Below are 16,012 nucleotides of genomic sequence, written 5' to 3' on the forward strand. Positions count from 1 at the left end.
GGGAGCGCGCGTGTTCCGATTCGTCTGGCGACAGCTCCGTGGACGTGCGGGCCGTTCGGTGGCGCTGCTGACCGGCGTCCTGGTGGCCACCACCGGTTTCGTCGTCCTCACCGGAGCGACCACCACCTCGCGGCTCGCCGTGATCGGCAGCCTCGAACGGCACACCCGCGCGTCCTACGACATCCTCGTCCGACCCGCCGGCAGTCGCACCCCGCTGGAGGCGCAGCGCGGGCTGGTCCGGCCCAACTATCTGTCCGGCCTCTTCGGCGGCATCACCACCGCCCAGTACGACCAGGTCAAGGCGCTGCCCGGGATCGAGGTGGCCGCGCCCATCGCGATGCTCGGGCACGCCGACCAGATCATCAGCGGCTCACTCGACCTCACCGGCGCGGTCGACCCGTCCCTGGACCGGCAGGTCATCCGGATCGACCTGACCTTCGACACGGACCGTGGCCGGTCGGTCGGGCGGGCCGCACCCCGATACCTCTACCTCACGAAGCACCCGTTGATCCGTCCGGACTTCTCCGGTTCGTCGCCCGGCCCGAAGCTCCGGTACACCGACGGCAGCGCGCACCCCGTCGACGCCTGCGGTCGGGAGTTCGCGGTCCCGCGCGAGATCCAACCGGACGGGCGCTCCCTGCCGGTCTGCGACCCGCTGGCCGTGGCGACCGACGGCGCGGCCGGATCGACCATGTCCGAACTCGACATGACCTCGCTCAGCGCGGCCCACCTGCGACCGGACGGGCGGTTCGAGTTCGGGCCGGCCCGTCGGGGGAAGCCACCGGCGCCATCCGACCGGCTGCTGCTGCCGGTGGGGGTCAGTGTCGCGCTGCTGCTCGCCGCCGTCGACCCGGTGGCCGAGGACCGGCTGGTCGGGTTGAACAAGGCGATCCAGGACGGCATCCCACTGCCGCCGGACCGTCGGCCGGCCCGGGTGGACTATTCCTCCTGGGGTCAGTCCACCGAGTTCCCGGTCCTGGCCACCAGCCGCCCGTTCGTCGACGGGTCGGTCTCGGCGACGTACCGCCAACTCGTGCCGTCCGGGATCGCCGGCCTGCCGGCCGACACGGTCGGGTCGGCCCTCGCCACGCTCCCCGGCACGCCCGCGGGCGGCGGGCGGGAGGACTTCGCCGACCGCTACCTCGGGGACATCCGGAACCTGATCGAGCGTCCCGGGGAGTGCTGCGGCGGCGTGCTCGACCTCGTGTTGCAGGCGGGCCCGGTCGACTACGACGAGGGACCGGACGGCGTCCTGCGGCCGCGGACGGTCACGGTCGACCCGTCGGTCTACGGCTCCGAGTTCGTGATCCGACGGCAGCGGTCCTGGCTCGCCGACGACCGGTCGTTCCGGCCGCTCAACCAGGTGCCGACGAGCATCGGCGACGACGCCCTCTCGCACAGCTGGCGTCCGGTCGGCACGTTCGACCCGCTGCGGTTGACCGGATTCGACGACCTGTCCCGGGTGCCGCTGGAGACCTACGAGCCACCGACCGTCGAAGGCGCCGACGACCGCAGTCGGCGGGCGCTGGGGGACCGGCCGCTGCTGCCCAACGGCAGCCCCGGCGGCTACCTCTCCGCACCGCCGCTGCTGCTCACCAACCTGGCCAGCGTGCCGGACCTGCTGGTCGGCGCTCCCGCCCGGCAGCGCAAGGCGCCGATCAGCGCGATCCGGGTCCGGGTTGCCGACGTGGACGGCTACAACGAGCGCTCGGCCGAGCGGGTCCGCCTGATCGCCGAGCGGATCGCCACCACCACCGGCCTCGACGTGGACATCACCCTCGGTTCCTCGCCGGCGCCGCAGACCGTGGACCTGCCCGCCGGCGCCTTCGGCCGCCCCGACCTGAGGCTGACCGAGAACTGGTCCGCCCTCGGCGTCGCCTCGGTCATCACGAAGGCCGTCGACCGCAAGAGCGCCGTGCTGTTCGCGCTGGTCCTCGTGGTCTGCGCGCTGTTCCTCGGCAACGCCGTCACCGCCGCCGTCCGCGACCGCCGTGCCGAACTCGCCGTGCTGGCCTGCCTCGGCTGGTCGGCACGCCGCATCGGCGCGCTCGTCCTCGGCGAGGTCGCCACGCTCGGCCTGGCCGCCGGGCTGCTCGGGGTCGGCCTCGCCGTCCCCCTGGGCCGCGCCCTCGGCATCGACGTCGAGTGGGACCGCGCGCTGCTCGCGGTGCCGGTGGCGCTGCTCCTCGCCCTGGTCGCGGGTCTGACACCCGCGCTGCGCGCCGCCCGCGCCCACCCGGCCGCCGCGTTGCGCCCGCCGGTGGCCGCCACCCTCCGTGCCCACCGCACCCGGACCGTCGCCGGAATGGCAGTGATCAACCTGGCCCGTGTCCCCGCACGCACCGTGCTCGGCGCCGCCGCCCTGGCCATCGGCGTCGCCTCACTGACGGTGGTCGGCGCCGTCGCCTACGCCTTCCGTGGCGCGATCGTCGGCAGCCTGTTGGGCGACACGGTGTCGCTGGACGTGCGCGGCGCGGACACCCTCGCCGCCGTGGCCACGGTGCTCCTCGGCGCGGCCGCCGTCGCGGACGTGCTCTACCTGGACGTCCGGGACCGCGCCACCGAGCTGGCCGCACTGCGGGCCACCGGCTGGACCGACGGCGCGCTCACCCGTCTCGTCGGCTACCAGGCTCTGTTCCTCGGCGGCCTCGGCGCGCTGGGCGGTGCCGGCCTCGGGCTCGGCGGCGCCGCGTGGCTCGTCGGCGACGTGCCCGCGGCGCTGGTCACCACCGCCGTCCTGGCCGCCCTGGCGGGCGTCCTGGTCACCTGCCTGGCCGCACTCGTCCCCGCCTACCTGCTACGCCGCCTACCGACCGCACGGCTGCTCGCACAGGAGTGACGCGGGCCGCGCACCGGGGACGACGCCGGCCGCGCGGCCGCGCACCGCCGGACCGGTCAGGCGACCGGGCTGGCGGCGCGTACCTGCTCGGCGATGCGCTCGGCGACCGCACGGGCGCTGGCCTCGGTGGCCGCCTCCACCATGACCCGCACCAGCGGCTCGGTACCGGAGGGGCGGAGCAGCACCCGGCCGGTCTCGCCCAGCTCGGACTCGGCCCGCTCGACCTCGGCGCGGACGGCGGGCGCGGCGGCGCCGACGGTACGGTCCCCGACCGGCACGTTGATCAGCACCTGGGGCAGCTTGGTGACAACGGCGGCCAGTTCGGCCAGCGAGGTGCCGGTGGCGGCCATCCGCGCCATCAGGTGCAGGCCGGTGAGCACGCCGTCGCCGGTGGTGGCGTACGCGGGCAGCACGATGTGCCCGCTCTGCTCGCCGCCCAGCGCCAGGCCGGAGGCGTGCAGCTCCTCCAGCACGTACCGGTCGCCGACCTTGGTCTCGACCAGCCGGATGCCGTGCTCGGACATGGCCAGCCGCAGGCCGAGGTTGCTCATCACGGTGGCGACCAGGGTGTCCTGGGTCAGCTCGCCGGCGTCCCGCATGGCCAGCGCGAGGATCGCCATGAGCTGGTCGCCGTCGACCTCGTCCCCGTCGGCGGTGACCGCGACGCAGCGGTCGGCGTCGCCGTCGTGGGCGATGCCCAGGTGCGCGCCGTGCTCGACCACGGCGGCGCGCAGCGCCTCGATGTGGTTCGAGCCGCACTCGTCGTTGATGTTGAGCCCGTCCGGCTCGGCGTGGATGGCGATCACCTCGGCGCCGGCCTCCCGGTAGGCGACCGGGGCGACGTCGGCCGCCGCGCCGTTGGCGCAGTCGACCACGACCTTGATCCCGTCGAGGCGGTGCGGCACGGTGCCGACCAGGTGCTGCACGTAGTGGTCGGCGCCGTCGAGCAGGTCGTTCACCCGGCCGACACCGGCGCCGGTGGGGCGCTTCCAGGCGGTGGTGGCGTTGGCCTTCACCGCCTCCTCGATCCGCATCTCGATCTCGTCGGGCAGTTTGTGCCCACCGGCCGCGAAGATCTTGATGCCGTTGTCCGGCATCGGGTTGTGCGAGGCGGAGAGCATCACGCCCAGGTCGGCCTTGATCTCGGCGGTGAGGAACGCCACCGCCGGCGTCGGCAGCACGCCGACCCGGACCACGTTCGCGCCGGCACTGGTCAGGCCGGCGACCACGGCCGCCTCCAGCATCTCGCCGCTGGCCCGGGTGTCCCGACCCACCACCGCCAGCGGCGGATGGCTCCGGTCCGCCTCCGCCAGCGTGTGGGCCGCGGCCACCGCGACCGCGAGCGCCAACTCCGGGGTGAGATCCGCGTTCGCCCGCCCGCGTACGCCGTCCGTGCCGAACAACCGGCCCATACCCGCCAACCTCCGTGCCGTCGAGAGGGGAAACGCGGAACGGCCGGGCCGCCTCCCGGGAGGGGAGGCGGACCCGGCCGTCCGTCAGAAGTACAAGTCGCTGGTGGTGATCAGCGCTTCGAGTACTGGGGAGCCTTACGGGCCTTCTTCAGGCCGTACTTCTTGCTCTCCTTGACCCGGGCGTCACGGGTCAGGAAGCCGGCCTTCTTCAGGGCCGGGCGATCGTCGGGCTCGTTGACGATCAGCGCCCGGGCGATGGCGAGCCGCAGCGCGCCGGCCTGGCCGGTGGTGCCGCCGCCACGCAGGTTGGCGATCACGTCGAACGCCTCGGGCTTCTCGGCGGTGACCAGCGGGTCCTTGATGAGCTGCTGGTGCACCTTGCTCGGGAAGTAGGCCTCGAGGTCACGGCCGTTGCAGGTGATCTTGCCGCTGCCCGGGACGATCCGGACCCGGACGATGGCTTCCTTGCGCCGACCCACGGTCTGGATCGGGCGGTCACCGCGGGGCGCGCGCGCGACGGGCGCCGGCGCCTCGGTGGCCTCGGGGGCGACCTCGGTCTCGGTGATGTCGGTCATGCTGCTTCCTTCGCCCGCGCTCACTGCGCGATCTGCTTGATCTCGAACGGCGCCGGCTGCTGCGCGCCGTGCGGGTGCTCGGCACCGGCGTAGACCTTCAGCTTCTTGAGAATCTGACGGCCCAGCTTGTTGTGCGGGAGCATGCCCTTCACGGCCAGCTCGATGGCCCGCTCGGGCCGCTTGGTGAGCAGCTCGTCGTAGCCGACCCGCTTCAGACCACCCGGGTAACCGGAGTGGCGGTAAGCGACCTTGGTCTGGCGCTTGTTGCCGGTCAGCGCGACCTTGCCCGCGTTCACGATGACGACGAAGTCGCCCGTGTCGACGTGCGGCGCGAAAGTCGGCTTGTGCTTGCCACGCAGCAGCGTGGCGGCGTGGGTCGCCAGGCGGCCCAGCACGACATCAGAGGCGTCGATGACGTGCCACTGACGCTCGATCTCACCCGGCTTCGGGCTGTACGTACGCACAGGTCTACCTTGTCTCGTCGTCGGTCTGGGGTCGCGCGCCGAGGTAACCGGGGCTTCCCAGTCGAACCAGCGCGCACGAACGACCAAGCGTACCTGATGCGGCACGCCTAAGAATGTCGTACAACAGCAGGCAACGATACCCGGCCGCCCGGTGGCAGGTCAAAACGGGGTCGCACCACGCGTGGCCTGCGCGTTTTCCATGGCGCGGGTCACACGCCGGCCAGCCTACGCGGCCCGGGTCGCAGGTAGACCACCCAGGTCACCAGGAAGCAGAGCGCGTACCAGCCGATGAAGGCCAGGTAGGCGGCGTCGGCGGTGCCGGAGGTCAGGAACGACTGCCGGAACGCCACGTTCACCAGCACCCCGCCGGACGCCCCGACCGCGCCGGCGATGCCGATCAGCGCACCGGAGAGCCGGCGGGCCCGCCGCCGCGCCGCCTCCGGGTCGCCGGTCCGCTCCCTCTCGGCCGCCGCCCGGGCCCGGAAGATCGCCGGGATCATCTTGTACGTCGAGCCGTTGCCGATCCCGGAGAAGACGAAGAGCGCCAGGAACCCGGCCAGGTAGAGCGGGAAGGACCGGTCCCGGGCCGCGTACAGCACCAGCGCGGCGCCACCGGCCATCGCCACGAAGTTCCAGAACGTGACCCGGGCCCCGCCGAGCCGGTCGGCGAGCTGACCGCCGAGCGGCCGGACCAGCGAGCCGACCAGCGGCCCGAGGAAGGTCAGCCAGGCGGCGTCGACCGGGGTGGGGAACCGGTCGTGGAACTGGAGCTGGAGCACCTGGCCGAAGGCGAAGCCGAAGCCGATGAACGAGCCGAACGTACCGACGTAGAGCAGCGACATCACCCAGGTGTGCGGGTCCCGGGCCGCCGCGCGCAGCGCGCCCGGCTCGTTGCGCGCCCCGGGCACGTTGTCCAGCCAGCGGGCCGCGGCCAGCGCGGCGAGCACGATCAGCGGCAGGTAGACCGCCGGCACCAGCCGGGGGTACGCGGCGCCCGCGACGCCCAGCACCGCCAGCCCGACGAGCTGCACGGCCGGTACGCCGAGGTTGCCGCCGCCGGCGTTGAGCCCCAGCGCCCGGCCCTTGAGCCGGTCCGGGAAGAACAGGTTGATGTTGGCCATGGAGGAGGCGAAGTTGCCGCCGCCGACCCCGGACAGGCAGGCCAGCACCATCAGCGTGGCGTACGACACCCCGGGCTCGATCAGCACCGCCATCGGCACCGCCGGCACGAGCAGCAGCAGGGCGCTCACGATGGTCCAGTTCCGGCCGCCGAACCGGGCCACGGCGAGCGTGTACGGCAGCCGCAGCACCGCCCCCAGCGCGGCCGGCACGGCGGTGAGCAGGAACTTCCCGGCCGGGTCGATGCCGTATTCCGGGCCGAGGAAGAGCACCACCACCGACCAGAGGCTCCACACGGAGAAGCCGACGTGTTCGGCGAAGATCGAGACGTACAGGTTGCGCCGGGCCACCCGGGCGCCGCCGGCGGCCCAGAACGCCGGGTCCTCGGGACGCCATTCGGCGATCCGCCCGGGCCGGCCGGTGGCGACCGGCGCCGGGGTCGTGGTGGTGCTGGTGGCGAGCGTGCTCACGGCGGCTCCTCCTCGTCGGTGACGAGGGGGACGCTAGGAACGGCCGGTTTCCCCGGGGTGCCCCGCGCGCGTCGGTCCGGAAACGGAGATCGCACGTCCGCCGGGCGGCGACGGTGAGGCGGTCACAGCTCCTGCAGGATGCGCAGCGCCCGGCCGACCCGCTGCATGGTCTCGGTGTCGGCCACGTCCACGCACTCGCTGAACCACTTCTTCATCGGCGAGGAGAGCCGGTCGGGCATCACCACGAAACCGCCCATCCGGACGGCCAGCGGCGAGTCACGCAGCAGCGACTCCTCGACCACCTCGGCCACGATCACGATCGGCACGTCGGTGGAGTTGTAGACGTCGGAGCTGATGACCAGGCCGAACCGTTCCCGGGCGCCGGAGATGCGCCAGACCTCTCCCCTACGCAGCACGCGGGCGCCCACCGCCGAACAGGGCGTCGTCGACCAGCGCGGCCTCCTGGGCGTCGGCCAGCGCGGCGGCTTCGAGGTCCAGGCCGGCACGGCCGACGGCGGCGGCGTGCGCGGTGAAGACCTCGCGCAGCGCCTTCTCCCGGGCGGCCTGGTCCATCCAGGCGGAGAGGGACAGGCCCTCCCGCTTGGCGAACCGGCGCGCCTCCTCGATCGTGTCGTCGGAGAAGGACAGCGTCACCTTGGCGGTCATGCCGGAGAGACTACCCATCGGTATGACCGCCAGTCATCCCCGCGCGCACCGGTCGGTGAACCGGACAGCCGGCCTCATCCCGGACGGTGCCCGCCGAAGACGGCGAACCGCCACTCCTTGAAGAAGCAGTCCACGTCGACCAGGCCCGCCTCGGTGAGCCAGCGGCACTGGTCGGCCACGGTCGCCGGGCGGTCGTGGCGCATTCGCTGCCGCGCGGCGGCGATCTCGGCGGCGTCGGAGCCCCGCTCGGTGATCCGCGCCGTCCACACCTCGTCGTAGCGCCGGTCGAGCGCCGGGGTCCGGCCGGCCACCTGCTCGGCGTTGACGAACACCCCGCCCGGCGCGAGGGCGTCCGCCGCCCGGCGGTAGAGCGCCCGCTTGCCGTCGTCGTCGAGGTGGTGGACGGCCAGCGCGGAGACCACCGCGTCGTACCGGCCGGCGGGCAGGGGGTCGCCCAGGTCGGCGTGGACCGTGCGGTGCGGCACGCCCCGGGCGGCCAGGTGGCCGGTGGCCACCGCCAGCATCGCGGGCGCGCCGTCCACCAGCGTCAGCCGGACGCCGGGGACCGCGGCGGCCAGCAGCAGGGAGAGCAGGCCGGTGCCCGCGCCCAGGTCCAGCACCTCGGGGGCACGCCCGGCGGCGAGCGCCGCCCGCAGCGGTGGCGCGGCCACCTCGACGGCGGTGCCGTAGAAGGCGTCGAAGCACGGCACCAGCCGTCGCCGGGCCTGGTCGTAGGTGCCCGCCACCGCGTCGAACGCGTCCGTCACGCTCACGATCGCCTCCCATTATATGGAACAGTTTTCCCACATTCTAAACCCGACGATCCGACCCGTCAGCCCCGTGCGGTGTGAGGCGCTCGTGACAGGACCGAAACAGAAGGGACCCGGACCGGAAACCGCCCGCCGGCACGCTTTTCCGACATGACAGACGGTGCACGCACGGCGACGCGAACGGGGGTACACCCCCGCGAGGTCGCCACGCACTGCCCGTACTGCGCGCTCCAGTGCGGCATGGTGCTGCGGGCGGCCGGCGACCGCGTCGAGGTGGCCGCCCGGGACTTTCCCACCAACCGGGGCGGGCTGTGCCAGAAGGGCTGGACCGCCGCCGAGCTGCTCGACCACCCGGAGCGACTGACCACCCCGCTGCTGCGGGACCGGCCCGGTGGCGCGCTGCGCCCGGCCGGGTGGGACGAGGCGCTGGACCGGATCGTCGCCGGGCTCGGCGCGGTCCGGGACCGGCACGGGCCGGACGCGGTCGCGGTCTTCGGCGGCGGCGGGCTGACCAACGAGAAGGCGTACGCGCTGGGCCGCTTCGCCCGGGTCACGCTGCGCACCCGGCACATCGACTACAACGGACGCTGGTGCATGTCGTCGGCCGCCGCCGCCGCCAACCGCGCCTTCGGCGTCGACCGGGGGCTGCCGTTCCCGCTCGCCGATCTCGGTCGGGCGGACACGCTGCTGCTGGTCGGCGCGAACCCGGCCGAGACCATGCCGCCGCTCATGCGGCACGTCACCGAGCTGCGGGAGCGCCGCGGGCGGCTGATCGTGGTCGACCCCCGGGCCACCGCCACCGCCCGCCAGGCCGACCTGCACCTGCAACCGCTGCCCGGCACCGACCTGGCGGTGGCGAACGCGCTGCTGCACGTCGCGCTCACCGAGGGCCTCGTCGACCGGGCGTACGTGGCGGCCCGGACCACCGGCTTCGAGGAGGTACGGCGGACCGTGGCCGGCTACTGGCCGACGGCTGTGGAACGGCTCTCCGGCGTGCCGGCGGCCGACCTGGAGGCCACCGCCCGCGCACTGGCCACGGTGGACCGGGCGATCGTCCTCACCGCCCGGGGCGCCGAGCAGCACGCCAAGGGCGTGGACACGGTCACCGCCTTCGTCAACCTGGCGCTCGCCCTGGGCCTGCCCGGGCGTCCCGGCTCCGGCTACGGCTGCCTGACCGGGCAGGGCAACGGGCAGGGCGGACGGGAACACGGGCAGAAGGCCGACCAGCTCCCCGGCTACCGGCGGATCGACGACCCGGCGGCCCGGGAGCACGTGGCCCGGGTGTGGGGCGTCGACCCGGCCACGCTGCCGGGACCGGGCGTGCCGGCCTACCAGCTGCTCGACTCGCTCGGCACCCCGGCCGGGCCGAGGGCGTTGCTGGTCTTCGGCTCCAACCCGGTCGTCTCCGCCCCGCGCGCGGCCCGGATCGAGTCCCGGCTGCGCGACCTGGACCTGCTCGTGGTCGCCGACCTGCTCCGCTCGGAGACGGCCGAGTTGGCCGACGTGGTGCTGCCGGTGACCCAGTGGGCCGAGGAGGACGGCACGATGACCAACCTGGAGGGTCGGGTGCTGCGCCGCCGCGCGCTGCGGGAACCGCCCGCCGGCGTCCGCAGCGACCTGGAGATCCTCGCCGCGCTCGCCGACCGGCTGCCCGGCGCGACGCCGCTGCCGACCGATCCGCGCGAGGTGTTCGAGGAACTGCGCCGGGCCTCGGCCGGCGGCCCGGCCGACTACGCCGGGATCACCTGGGACCGGATCGACGCCGACACCGGCGTCTTCTGGCCCTGCCCGGACCCCGACGGGCCGGACCGTCGCCGGCTCTTCACCGACCGGTTCCCCACCCCGGACGGCCGGGCCCGGTTCCACCCGGTGGCCCACCGCCCGGCCGCCGAGCCGGTCTGCGCCGACTACCCGCTGCACCTCACCACCGGGCGGGTGCTGGCCCAGTACCAGTCCGGCGCCCAGACCAGACGGGTGGCCGCGTTGCGCCGGGCCGCCCCCGGCGGCTTCGTGGAGCTGCACCCCGACCTGGCCGCCCGGCTCGGCGTGGCCGACGGCACGCCGGTCCGCGTGGTCTCCCGCCGGGGCGAGCTGCGCGCGCCGGCCCGGCTCACCCCGACGATCCGGCCGGACACCGTCTTCGCGCCGTTCCACTGGCCCGGCGCGGCCCGGGCCAACTCGGTCACCAACGACGCGCTCGACCCGGTCTCCGGGATGCCCGAGTTCAAGATCTGCGCGGTCCGGGTGGAGCCGGCATGACCGCCCGGATCGTGGTCGTCGGGTACGGCATGGCCGGTGCCCGCCTCGCCGCCGAGCTGCACGCGCGCGAGGGCGACCACCGGATCACCGTGCTCGGGGCGGAGCCGCACCGCGCGTACAACCGGATCATGCTCTCCACCCTGCTCGCCGGCCGGATCGACGAGCCGGACCTGGAACTGGTCGAGGCCGTCGGCCCGGGCGTGGACGTGCGGACCGGCGCGCCGGCCACCGCGATCGACCGGGCCGCCCGGGAGGTACGCACCGCCGACGGCGCCCGGCACGGCTACGACCACCTGGTGCTCGCCACCGGCAGCCGGTCCGTGGTGCCGCCGCTGCCCGGGCTCGACCCACTGCCGGACCGGGTGGTCCCGTTCCGCACGCTGGCCGACTGCCGGCGGATCCTCGCCGCCGCCCGGGACGCGCGCCACGCCCTGGTGCTCGGCGGCGGGCTGCTCGGGCTGGAGGCGGCCCGCGGGCTCGCCGCCCGGGGCCTCGCCGTGACCGTGGTCCACCCGGTCGGCCACCTGATGGAACGCCAGCTCGACCCGCCGGCCGGGGCGGTCCTCGCGGACACCCTCGCCGCGCTGGGCGTCCGGGTCCGGCTGGGCGTCCCCGCCACCGGGGTGACCGCCGACGCCGACGGCGTCCACCTGCACCTGGGCGACGACGGACCGCTCGCCGCCGACCTGCTGGTCCTCTGCTGCGGCGTACGCCCCGACACCGCGCTGGCCGCGGGCGCCGGGCTCACCGTCGAGCGGGGCGTGGTGGTGGACGACCGGATGCGGACGAGCGACCGGCGGATCTCCGCGATCGGCGACTGCGCCCAGCATGACGGCACGCCGACCGGGCTGGTCGCGCCGGCCTGGGCACAGGCACGGGTGGTCGCCGACGTGCTGGCCGGCGGCGATCCGCTGGTCCGCTACCGGCCCCGACCGGTGGTGACCCGGCTCAAGGCCGCCGGCATCGACCTGGCCGCGATGGGCGACCTGGCCGGCGACCCGACCGGGGGCGGGCCGGTCGAGGAGCTGACGTTCACCGACCCGGCCCGCGGCACCTACGCCCGGCTGCGGATCCGCGACGAGCGTCTGACCGGCGCGATCCTGCTCGGCGACAACCCGGCGGTCGGCACCGTGGTGCAGCTGTTCGACCGGGGCGCGCCGGTGCCTGCGGACCGGCGGTCGCTGCTGCTCGGCCGCGCGTTCGGCGCGGCCCCGGCCGAGCCGGCCGCGTCCCCGGCGCTGATGCCGGACGCCGCCGTCGTCTGCCGGTGCAACGACGTGAGCAAGGGCGAGCTGGTGGCGTGCTGGCGGGCGGGAGCCCGGTCGGCTACGGCGCTGTCCACGGCGACCCGGGCCGCCACCGGCTGTGGCAGCTGCCGGGACGCGGTGGCCGGCATCGCCGGGTGGCTCGCCGAGGCCGACCCGCCCACAACCGACGAGGTACACGACGCGGATGCGAATCGCGAGGCGGTGGAGGTGTGATGAGCGAGCGGCTGGTGGTCGTCGGCAACGGCATGGTCGGGCAGCGCTTCGTCGAGGCGCTGCGGGCCCGCGACCGGGACGGGCGGTGGCGGGTCACGGTGCTCGCCGACGAGCGCCGTCCGGCGTACGACCGGGTGCGGCTCTCCGCCCTCTTCGACGGGGTGGACGCGGACGAGCTGAGCCTGCACACCCCCGACGACGGGGTGGAGCTGCGGCTGGGCGAACCGGTCACCGGCGTCGACCGGGTCCGCCGGGTGGTGACGACGGCGGACGGTGAGCACCCCTACGACGCGCTGGTGCTGGCCACCGGGTCGTACCCCTTCGTCCCGCCGGTCGACGGCACGGACCTGGCGGGGGTCTTCGTCTACCGGACGCTGGACGACCTGACCGCCATCCGGGAGCACGCCCGGGGCCGGCGGACCGGCGCGGTGATCGGCGGCGGCCTGCTCGGCCTGGAGGCGGCCAACGCGCTGCGGCTGCTCGGGCTCGCCACCAGCGTGGTCGAGTTCGCGCCCCGGCTGATGCCGGTGCAGGTGGACGAGGCGGGTGGGGCCATGCTCCGCCGGTACGTCGAGGAGCTGGGCGTCACCGCGTACCTCGGGGTGGCCACCACGGCGCTGCGCCCCGGGCCGGACGGCACGGTGGCCGCGCTGTCGCTCGCGGACGGCCGCACGGTCGACGCGGAGCTGGTTGTGGTGGCCGCCGGGATCCGGCCCCGGGACGAGCTGGCCCGGGCGGCCGGGCTGCCGGTCGGCCCGCGCGGCGGCGTGCTGGTCGACGCGGCCTGCCGGACCGCCGACGAGCGGATCTGGGCGGTCGGCGAGTGCGCCGCCGTGGACGGCGTCTGTCACGGCCTGGTCGCGCCCGGCTACGCGACCGCCGAGGTGGTCGCCGACCGGCTGCTCGGCGGGGCGGCCACGTTCCCCGGCGCGGACACCGCGACCAAGCTCAAGCTGCTCGGCGTGGACGTGGCGTCGTTCGGCGACGCGCACGGGGTCACCCCCGGCTGCCTCGACGTGACGTTCACCGACCCGGCCACCCGGTCGTACGCGAAGCTGGTCCTCTCCGACGACGCGCGGACGCTGCTCGGCGGCGTGCTGGTCGGGGACGCGAGCGCCTACCCGACGTTGCGGGCCAGTGTCGGCGGGCCGCTGCCCGCTCCCCCGTTGGCGCTGCTCGCGCCCGCCGGGGACGCGGGGGCCGGCGCGCTGCCCGCCGCCGCCCAGGTCTGCTCCTGCAACGCGGTCACCCGGGCCGACCTGGACGCGGCGATCGCCGGTGGGGCCACCGACGTGCCGGCGCTGAAGGCGTGCACCCGGGCGGGCACCAGCTGCGGCTCCTGCGTGCCGATGCTCAAGCAGCTGCTGGACGCCGCCGGGGTACGCCAGTCCCGCGCGCTCTGCGAGCACTTCGACCTCACCCGGCAGGAGCTGTTCGACCTGATCCGGGTGCGCGGCATCCGCACGTTCTCCCGGCTCGTCGCCGAGCACGGACGCGGGCGCGGCTGCGACATCTGCAAGCCGGTGGTGGCCTCGATCCTGGCCTCCCTCGGCACCGGCCACGTGCTCGACGGCGAGGCGGCGTCGCTGCAGGACACCAACGACCACTTCCTGGCCAACCTGCAACGCGACGGCAGCTACTCGGTGGTGCCCCGGATACCGGGTGGCGAGATCACCCCGGAGAAGCTGATCGCGATCGGCGAGGTGGCCCGCGACTTCCGGCTCTACACCAAGATCACCGGAGGGCAGCGGATCGACCTGTTCGGCGCGCGGGTCGACCAGCTGCCGCAGATCTGGCGCCGGCTGGTCGACGCCGGCTTCGAGTCGGGCCACGCGTACGGCAAGGCACTGCGCACGGTGAAGTCCTGCGTCGGCGACACCTGGTGCCGGTACGGGGTGCAGGACTCGGTCGGGCTGGCCGTCGCGCTGGAGCTGCGCTACCGGGGCCTGCGCGCCCCGCACAAGCTCAAGTCGGCGGTCTCCGGCTGCGCCCGAGAGTGCGCCGAGGCGCGGAGCAAGGACTTCGGCATCATCGCCACCGAGACCGGCTGGAACCTCTACGTGGGCGGCAACGGCGGCTTCCGGCCCCGGCACGCCGACCTGTTCGCCACCGACCTGGGCACCGGGGAGCTGGTCACGCTGATCGACCGGTTCCTCATGTACTACGTCCGCACCGCCGACCGGTTGCAGCGCACCGCCGCCTGGATCGAGGCCATGGACGGCGGCCTCGACCACCTCCGGTCGGTGCTCGTGGACGACTCGCTGGGGCTCTGCGCCGACCTCGACGCGGCCATGGCCCGGCACGTCGCCGGCTACTCCGACGAGTGGCGGGACGTGCTGGAGGACCCGGACCGGCTGCGCCGCTTCACCTCGTTCGTCAACGCGCCGGACGTGCCCGACCCGTCCATCACCTTCGCGGTGGAACGCGGCCAGCCGGTGCCGGCCCGGGGCGCGCCGCCGGACGGCGGTCCTCGCCGGCAGCCGGTCGTGCTGGGCCTGCCGGAGGTGCGGCGATGAGCCCGACCGTGACGCTGGGCTGGACGCCGGTCTGTCCGTCCGACCGGCTCGACCTCGACCGGGGCGTCGCCGCGCTCGTCGACGGCGTGCAGGTCGCGCTCTTCCGCACCGCCGCCGGGCTGTTCGCGGTGGACAACCTGGACCCGGTCGGTGGCGCGTACGTGATGTCCCGGGGCCTGGTCGGCAGCCGGGGCGGGGTGCCGACGCTCGCCTCCCCCCTGCACAAGCAGGTCTACGACCTCACCACCGGGCGCTGTCTGGACCTGCCCGGGGTGACGCTGCGGCGGCACCGGGCGCGCTGCCGGGACGGCCTGGTCGAGGTGCGGTTGCGGCAGGAGGAATGATGCGCGACGAGCTGGCCGGCTTCACCATCGGGGTCACCGCGGACCGGCGCCGCGACGAGCTGGCCGCCCTGCTCCAGCGGCGCGGCGCGCGGGTGGTCCTCGCCCCGGCGCTACGGATCGTGCCGCTCGCCGACGACACCGACCTGCGCGAGGCCACCCGGGCCTGCCTGGCGCGCCCGCCGGACGTGCTGATGGCCAACACCGGCATCGGGATGCGGGGCTGGCTGGAGGCCGCCGAGGGCTGGGGGCTGGCCGAGCCGCTGCGCGGCACCCTCGCCCGCGCCTACGTGGTGTCCCGGGGACCCAAGGCGACCGGGGCGATCCGCGCCGCCGGGCTGCGCGAGCACTGGTCGCCCGCGTCGGAGAGCTGCGACGAGGTGGTCGAGCACCTGGTCCGGCGCGGCGTCGCCGGCCAGGTGGTGGCGCTGCAACTGCACGGCGACCGGCAGCCGGAGTGCACCGAGGCGCTGGTCACGGCCGGGGCGACGGTGATCGAGGTGCCGGTCTACCGCTGGGCGCCGCCGGCCGACCCGGCGCCGCTGCACCGGCTCATCGACCTGGTCGCGGGGCGGCTGGTCGACGCGGTCACGTTCACCTCCGCGCCGGCGGCCGAGGCTCTGCTGCGGGCGGCCGGGGACCGCGCCGAGACGGTGCTGGAGGCGCTGCGCGGCGACGTGCTGGCCGGGTGCGTGGGCACGGTCACCGCCGAGCCGCTGGTGCGGCGGGGGGTGCCGGTGAGCGCGCCGAGCCGGGCCCGGCTGGGTGCCCTGGTGCGCACGATCGTCGAGGAGCTGCCCCGGCGTACCGTCTCGGTGAAGGCGGCCGGGCACGTGCTCACGCTGCGCGGGCACGCCGCGGTGGTCGACGGCGAGCTGCGCCCGCTGGCGCCGGCCCCGATGGCGGTGCTGCGGGCGCTCGCGGCGTCGCCCGGGAAGGTGCTGTCGCGCACCGCGCTGCTGCGGACGCTGCCGCGCGGCGCCGACGAGCACGCGGTGGAGATGGCGGTGGCCCGCCTGCGGGTCGGCCTGACGGCCCCCCGCGTGGTGCAGACGGTGGTCAAGCGCGGCTACCGCCTGCGGGTCGACTGACCCGCAGGC

General features: G+C 75.0%; 13 protein-coding genes. 6 read left to right on the forward strand and 7 right to left on the reverse strand.

Annotated features, from left to right (window positions below; genetic code table 11):
* Positions 1 to 10 precede the first annotated feature (10 nt).
* On the forward strand, positions 11 to 2,839 hold the full coding sequence (locus O7600_RS14735) for an FtsX-like permease family protein (RefSeq protein ID WP_281587772.1): 2,829 nt from the start codon (positions 11 to 13) through the stop codon (positions 2,837 to 2,839).
* A gap of 56 nt (positions 2,840 to 2,895) precedes the next feature.
* Here O7600_RS14735 and glmM read toward each other — a convergent pair whose 3' ends face one another.
* From glmM to O7600_RS14770, 7 genes are all read right to left on the reverse strand, one after another.
* Positions 2,896 to 4,251 (reverse strand): phosphoglucosamine mutase, encoded by a 1,356-nt coding sequence (gene glmM / locus O7600_RS14740; protein WP_281587775.1) that lies wholly within the window; start codon positions 4,249 to 4,251, stop codon positions 2,896 to 2,898.
* 110 nt (positions 4,252 to 4,361) lie between these two features.
* Complete coding sequence (rpsI, locus tag O7600_RS14745) at positions 4,362 to 4,826, reverse strand: 30S ribosomal protein S9 (protein ID WP_088998399.1); 465 nt, start codon at positions 4,824 to 4,826, stop codon at positions 4,362 to 4,364.
* Positions 4,827 to 4,846: 20 nt separating this feature from the next.
* The gene (gene rplM / locus O7600_RS14750) at positions 4,847 to 5,290 is read right to left on the reverse strand and encodes a 50S ribosomal protein L13 (RefSeq protein ID WP_174528511.1); all 444 of its coding nucleotides are present in this window, start codon (positions 5,288 to 5,290) and stop codon (positions 4,847 to 4,849) included.
* Between the two features lie 209 nt (positions 5,291 to 5,499).
* The gene (locus tag O7600_RS14755; RefSeq protein ID WP_281587779.1) at positions 5,500 to 6,879 is read right to left on the reverse strand and encodes a nitrate/nitrite transporter; all 1,380 of its coding nucleotides are present in this window, start codon (positions 6,877 to 6,879) and stop codon (positions 5,500 to 5,502) included.
* A 122-nt stretch (positions 6,880 to 7,001) separates the two neighbouring features.
* Positions 7,002 to 7,307 carry a hypothetical protein gene (locus O7600_RS14760; protein ID WP_172967920.1) on the reverse strand — a complete coding sequence of 102 codons (306 nt, stop codon included), beginning with the start codon at positions 7,305 to 7,307 and terminating at the stop codon, positions 7,002 to 7,004.
* Entirely contained in the window at positions 7,285 to 7,545 is a 261-nt protein-coding gene (locus tag O7600_RS14765) for a DUF6364 family protein (RefSeq protein WP_281587782.1), read from the reverse strand. The genes O7600_RS14760 and O7600_RS14765 overlap by 23 nt, the downstream gene beginning before the upstream one ends.
* 74 nt (positions 7,546 to 7,619) lie before the next feature.
* Positions 7,620 to 8,318 (reverse strand): class I SAM-dependent methyltransferase, encoded by a 699-nt coding sequence (locus tag O7600_RS14770; RefSeq protein WP_281587784.1) that lies wholly within the window; start codon positions 8,316 to 8,318, stop codon positions 7,620 to 7,622.
* A gap of 147 nt (positions 8,319 to 8,465) precedes the next feature.
* Between O7600_RS14770 and O7600_RS14775 the strand changes: the two genes are divergently transcribed.
* Genes O7600_RS14775 through O7600_RS14795 form a run of 5 tightly spaced genes read left to right on the forward strand, consistent with a single transcriptional unit; the run spans position 8,466 to position 16,003 of the window.
* On the forward strand, positions 8,466 to 10,574 hold the full coding sequence (locus O7600_RS14775; protein ID WP_281587786.1) for a molybdopterin oxidoreductase family protein: 2,109 nt from the start codon (positions 8,466 to 8,468) through the stop codon (positions 10,572 to 10,574).
* Positions 10,571 to 12,055, forward strand: a complete 1,485-nt coding sequence (locus O7600_RS14780; protein WP_281587788.1) for an FAD-dependent oxidoreductase — start codon at positions 10,571 to 10,573, stop codon at positions 12,053 to 12,055. The genes O7600_RS14775 and O7600_RS14780 overlap by 4 nt, the downstream gene beginning before the upstream one ends.
* Positions 12,055 to 14,571 (forward strand): nitrite reductase large subunit NirB, encoded by a 2,517-nt coding sequence (gene nirB, locus O7600_RS14785; RefSeq protein WP_281587790.1) that lies wholly within the window; start codon positions 12,055 to 12,057, stop codon positions 14,569 to 14,571. Before O7600_RS14780 ends, nirB begins: the two co-directional genes overlap by 1 nt.
* On the forward strand, positions 14,568 to 14,915 hold the full coding sequence (gene nirD / locus O7600_RS14790; protein ID WP_281587791.1) for a nitrite reductase small subunit NirD: 348 nt from the start codon (positions 14,568 to 14,570) through the stop codon (positions 14,913 to 14,915). Before nirB ends, nirD begins: the two co-directional genes overlap by 4 nt.
* Positions 14,915 to 16,003 carry a uroporphyrinogen-III synthase gene (locus tag O7600_RS14795; RefSeq protein WP_281587793.1) on the forward strand — a complete coding sequence of 363 codons (1,089 nt, stop codon included), beginning with the start codon at positions 14,915 to 14,917 and terminating at the stop codon, positions 16,001 to 16,003. Before nirD ends, O7600_RS14795 begins: the two co-directional genes overlap by 1 nt.
* Positions 16,004 to 16,012: the final 9 nt, after the last annotated feature.

The organism is Micromonospora sp. WMMA1998 (assembly GCF_027497375.1).
Taxonomy (GTDB): Bacteria; Actinomycetota; Actinomycetes; order Mycobacteriales; family Micromonosporaceae; genus Micromonospora; species Micromonospora sediminicola.

What these genes read in the sequence shown, in the direction of transcription:
- rpsI (WP_088998399.1), bottom strand. Translation starts at nt 4,826, where the DNA reads ATGACCGACATCACCGAGACCGAGGTCGCCCCCGAGGCCACCGAGGCG.
- O7600_RS14795 (WP_281587793.1), top strand. Translation starts at nt 14,915, where the DNA reads ATGCGCGACGAGCTGGCCGGCTTCACCATCGGGGTCACCGCGGACCGG.
- O7600_RS14765 (WP_281587782.1), bottom strand. Translation starts at nt 7,545, where the DNA reads ATGACCGCCAAGGTGACGCTGTCCTTCTCCGACGACACGATCGAGGAG.
- O7600_RS14780 (WP_281587788.1), top strand. Translation starts at nt 10,571, where the DNA reads ATGACCGCCCGGATCGTGGTCGTCGGGTACGGCATGGCCGGTGCCCGC.
- nirD (WP_281587791.1), top strand. Translation starts at nt 14,568, where the DNA reads ATGAGCCCGACCGTGACGCTGGGCTGGACGCCGGTCTGTCCGTCCGAC.
- glmM (WP_281587775.1), bottom strand. Translation starts at nt 4,251, where the DNA reads ATGGGCCGGTTGTTCGGCACGGACGGCGTACGCGGGCGGGCGAACGCG.
- nirB (WP_281587790.1), top strand. Translation starts at nt 12,055, where the DNA reads ATGAGCGAGCGGCTGGTGGTCGTCGGCAACGGCATGGTCGGGCAGCGC.
- O7600_RS14775 (WP_281587786.1), top strand. Translation starts at nt 8,466, where the DNA reads ATGACAGACGGTGCACGCACGGCGACGCGAACGGGGGTACACCCCCGC.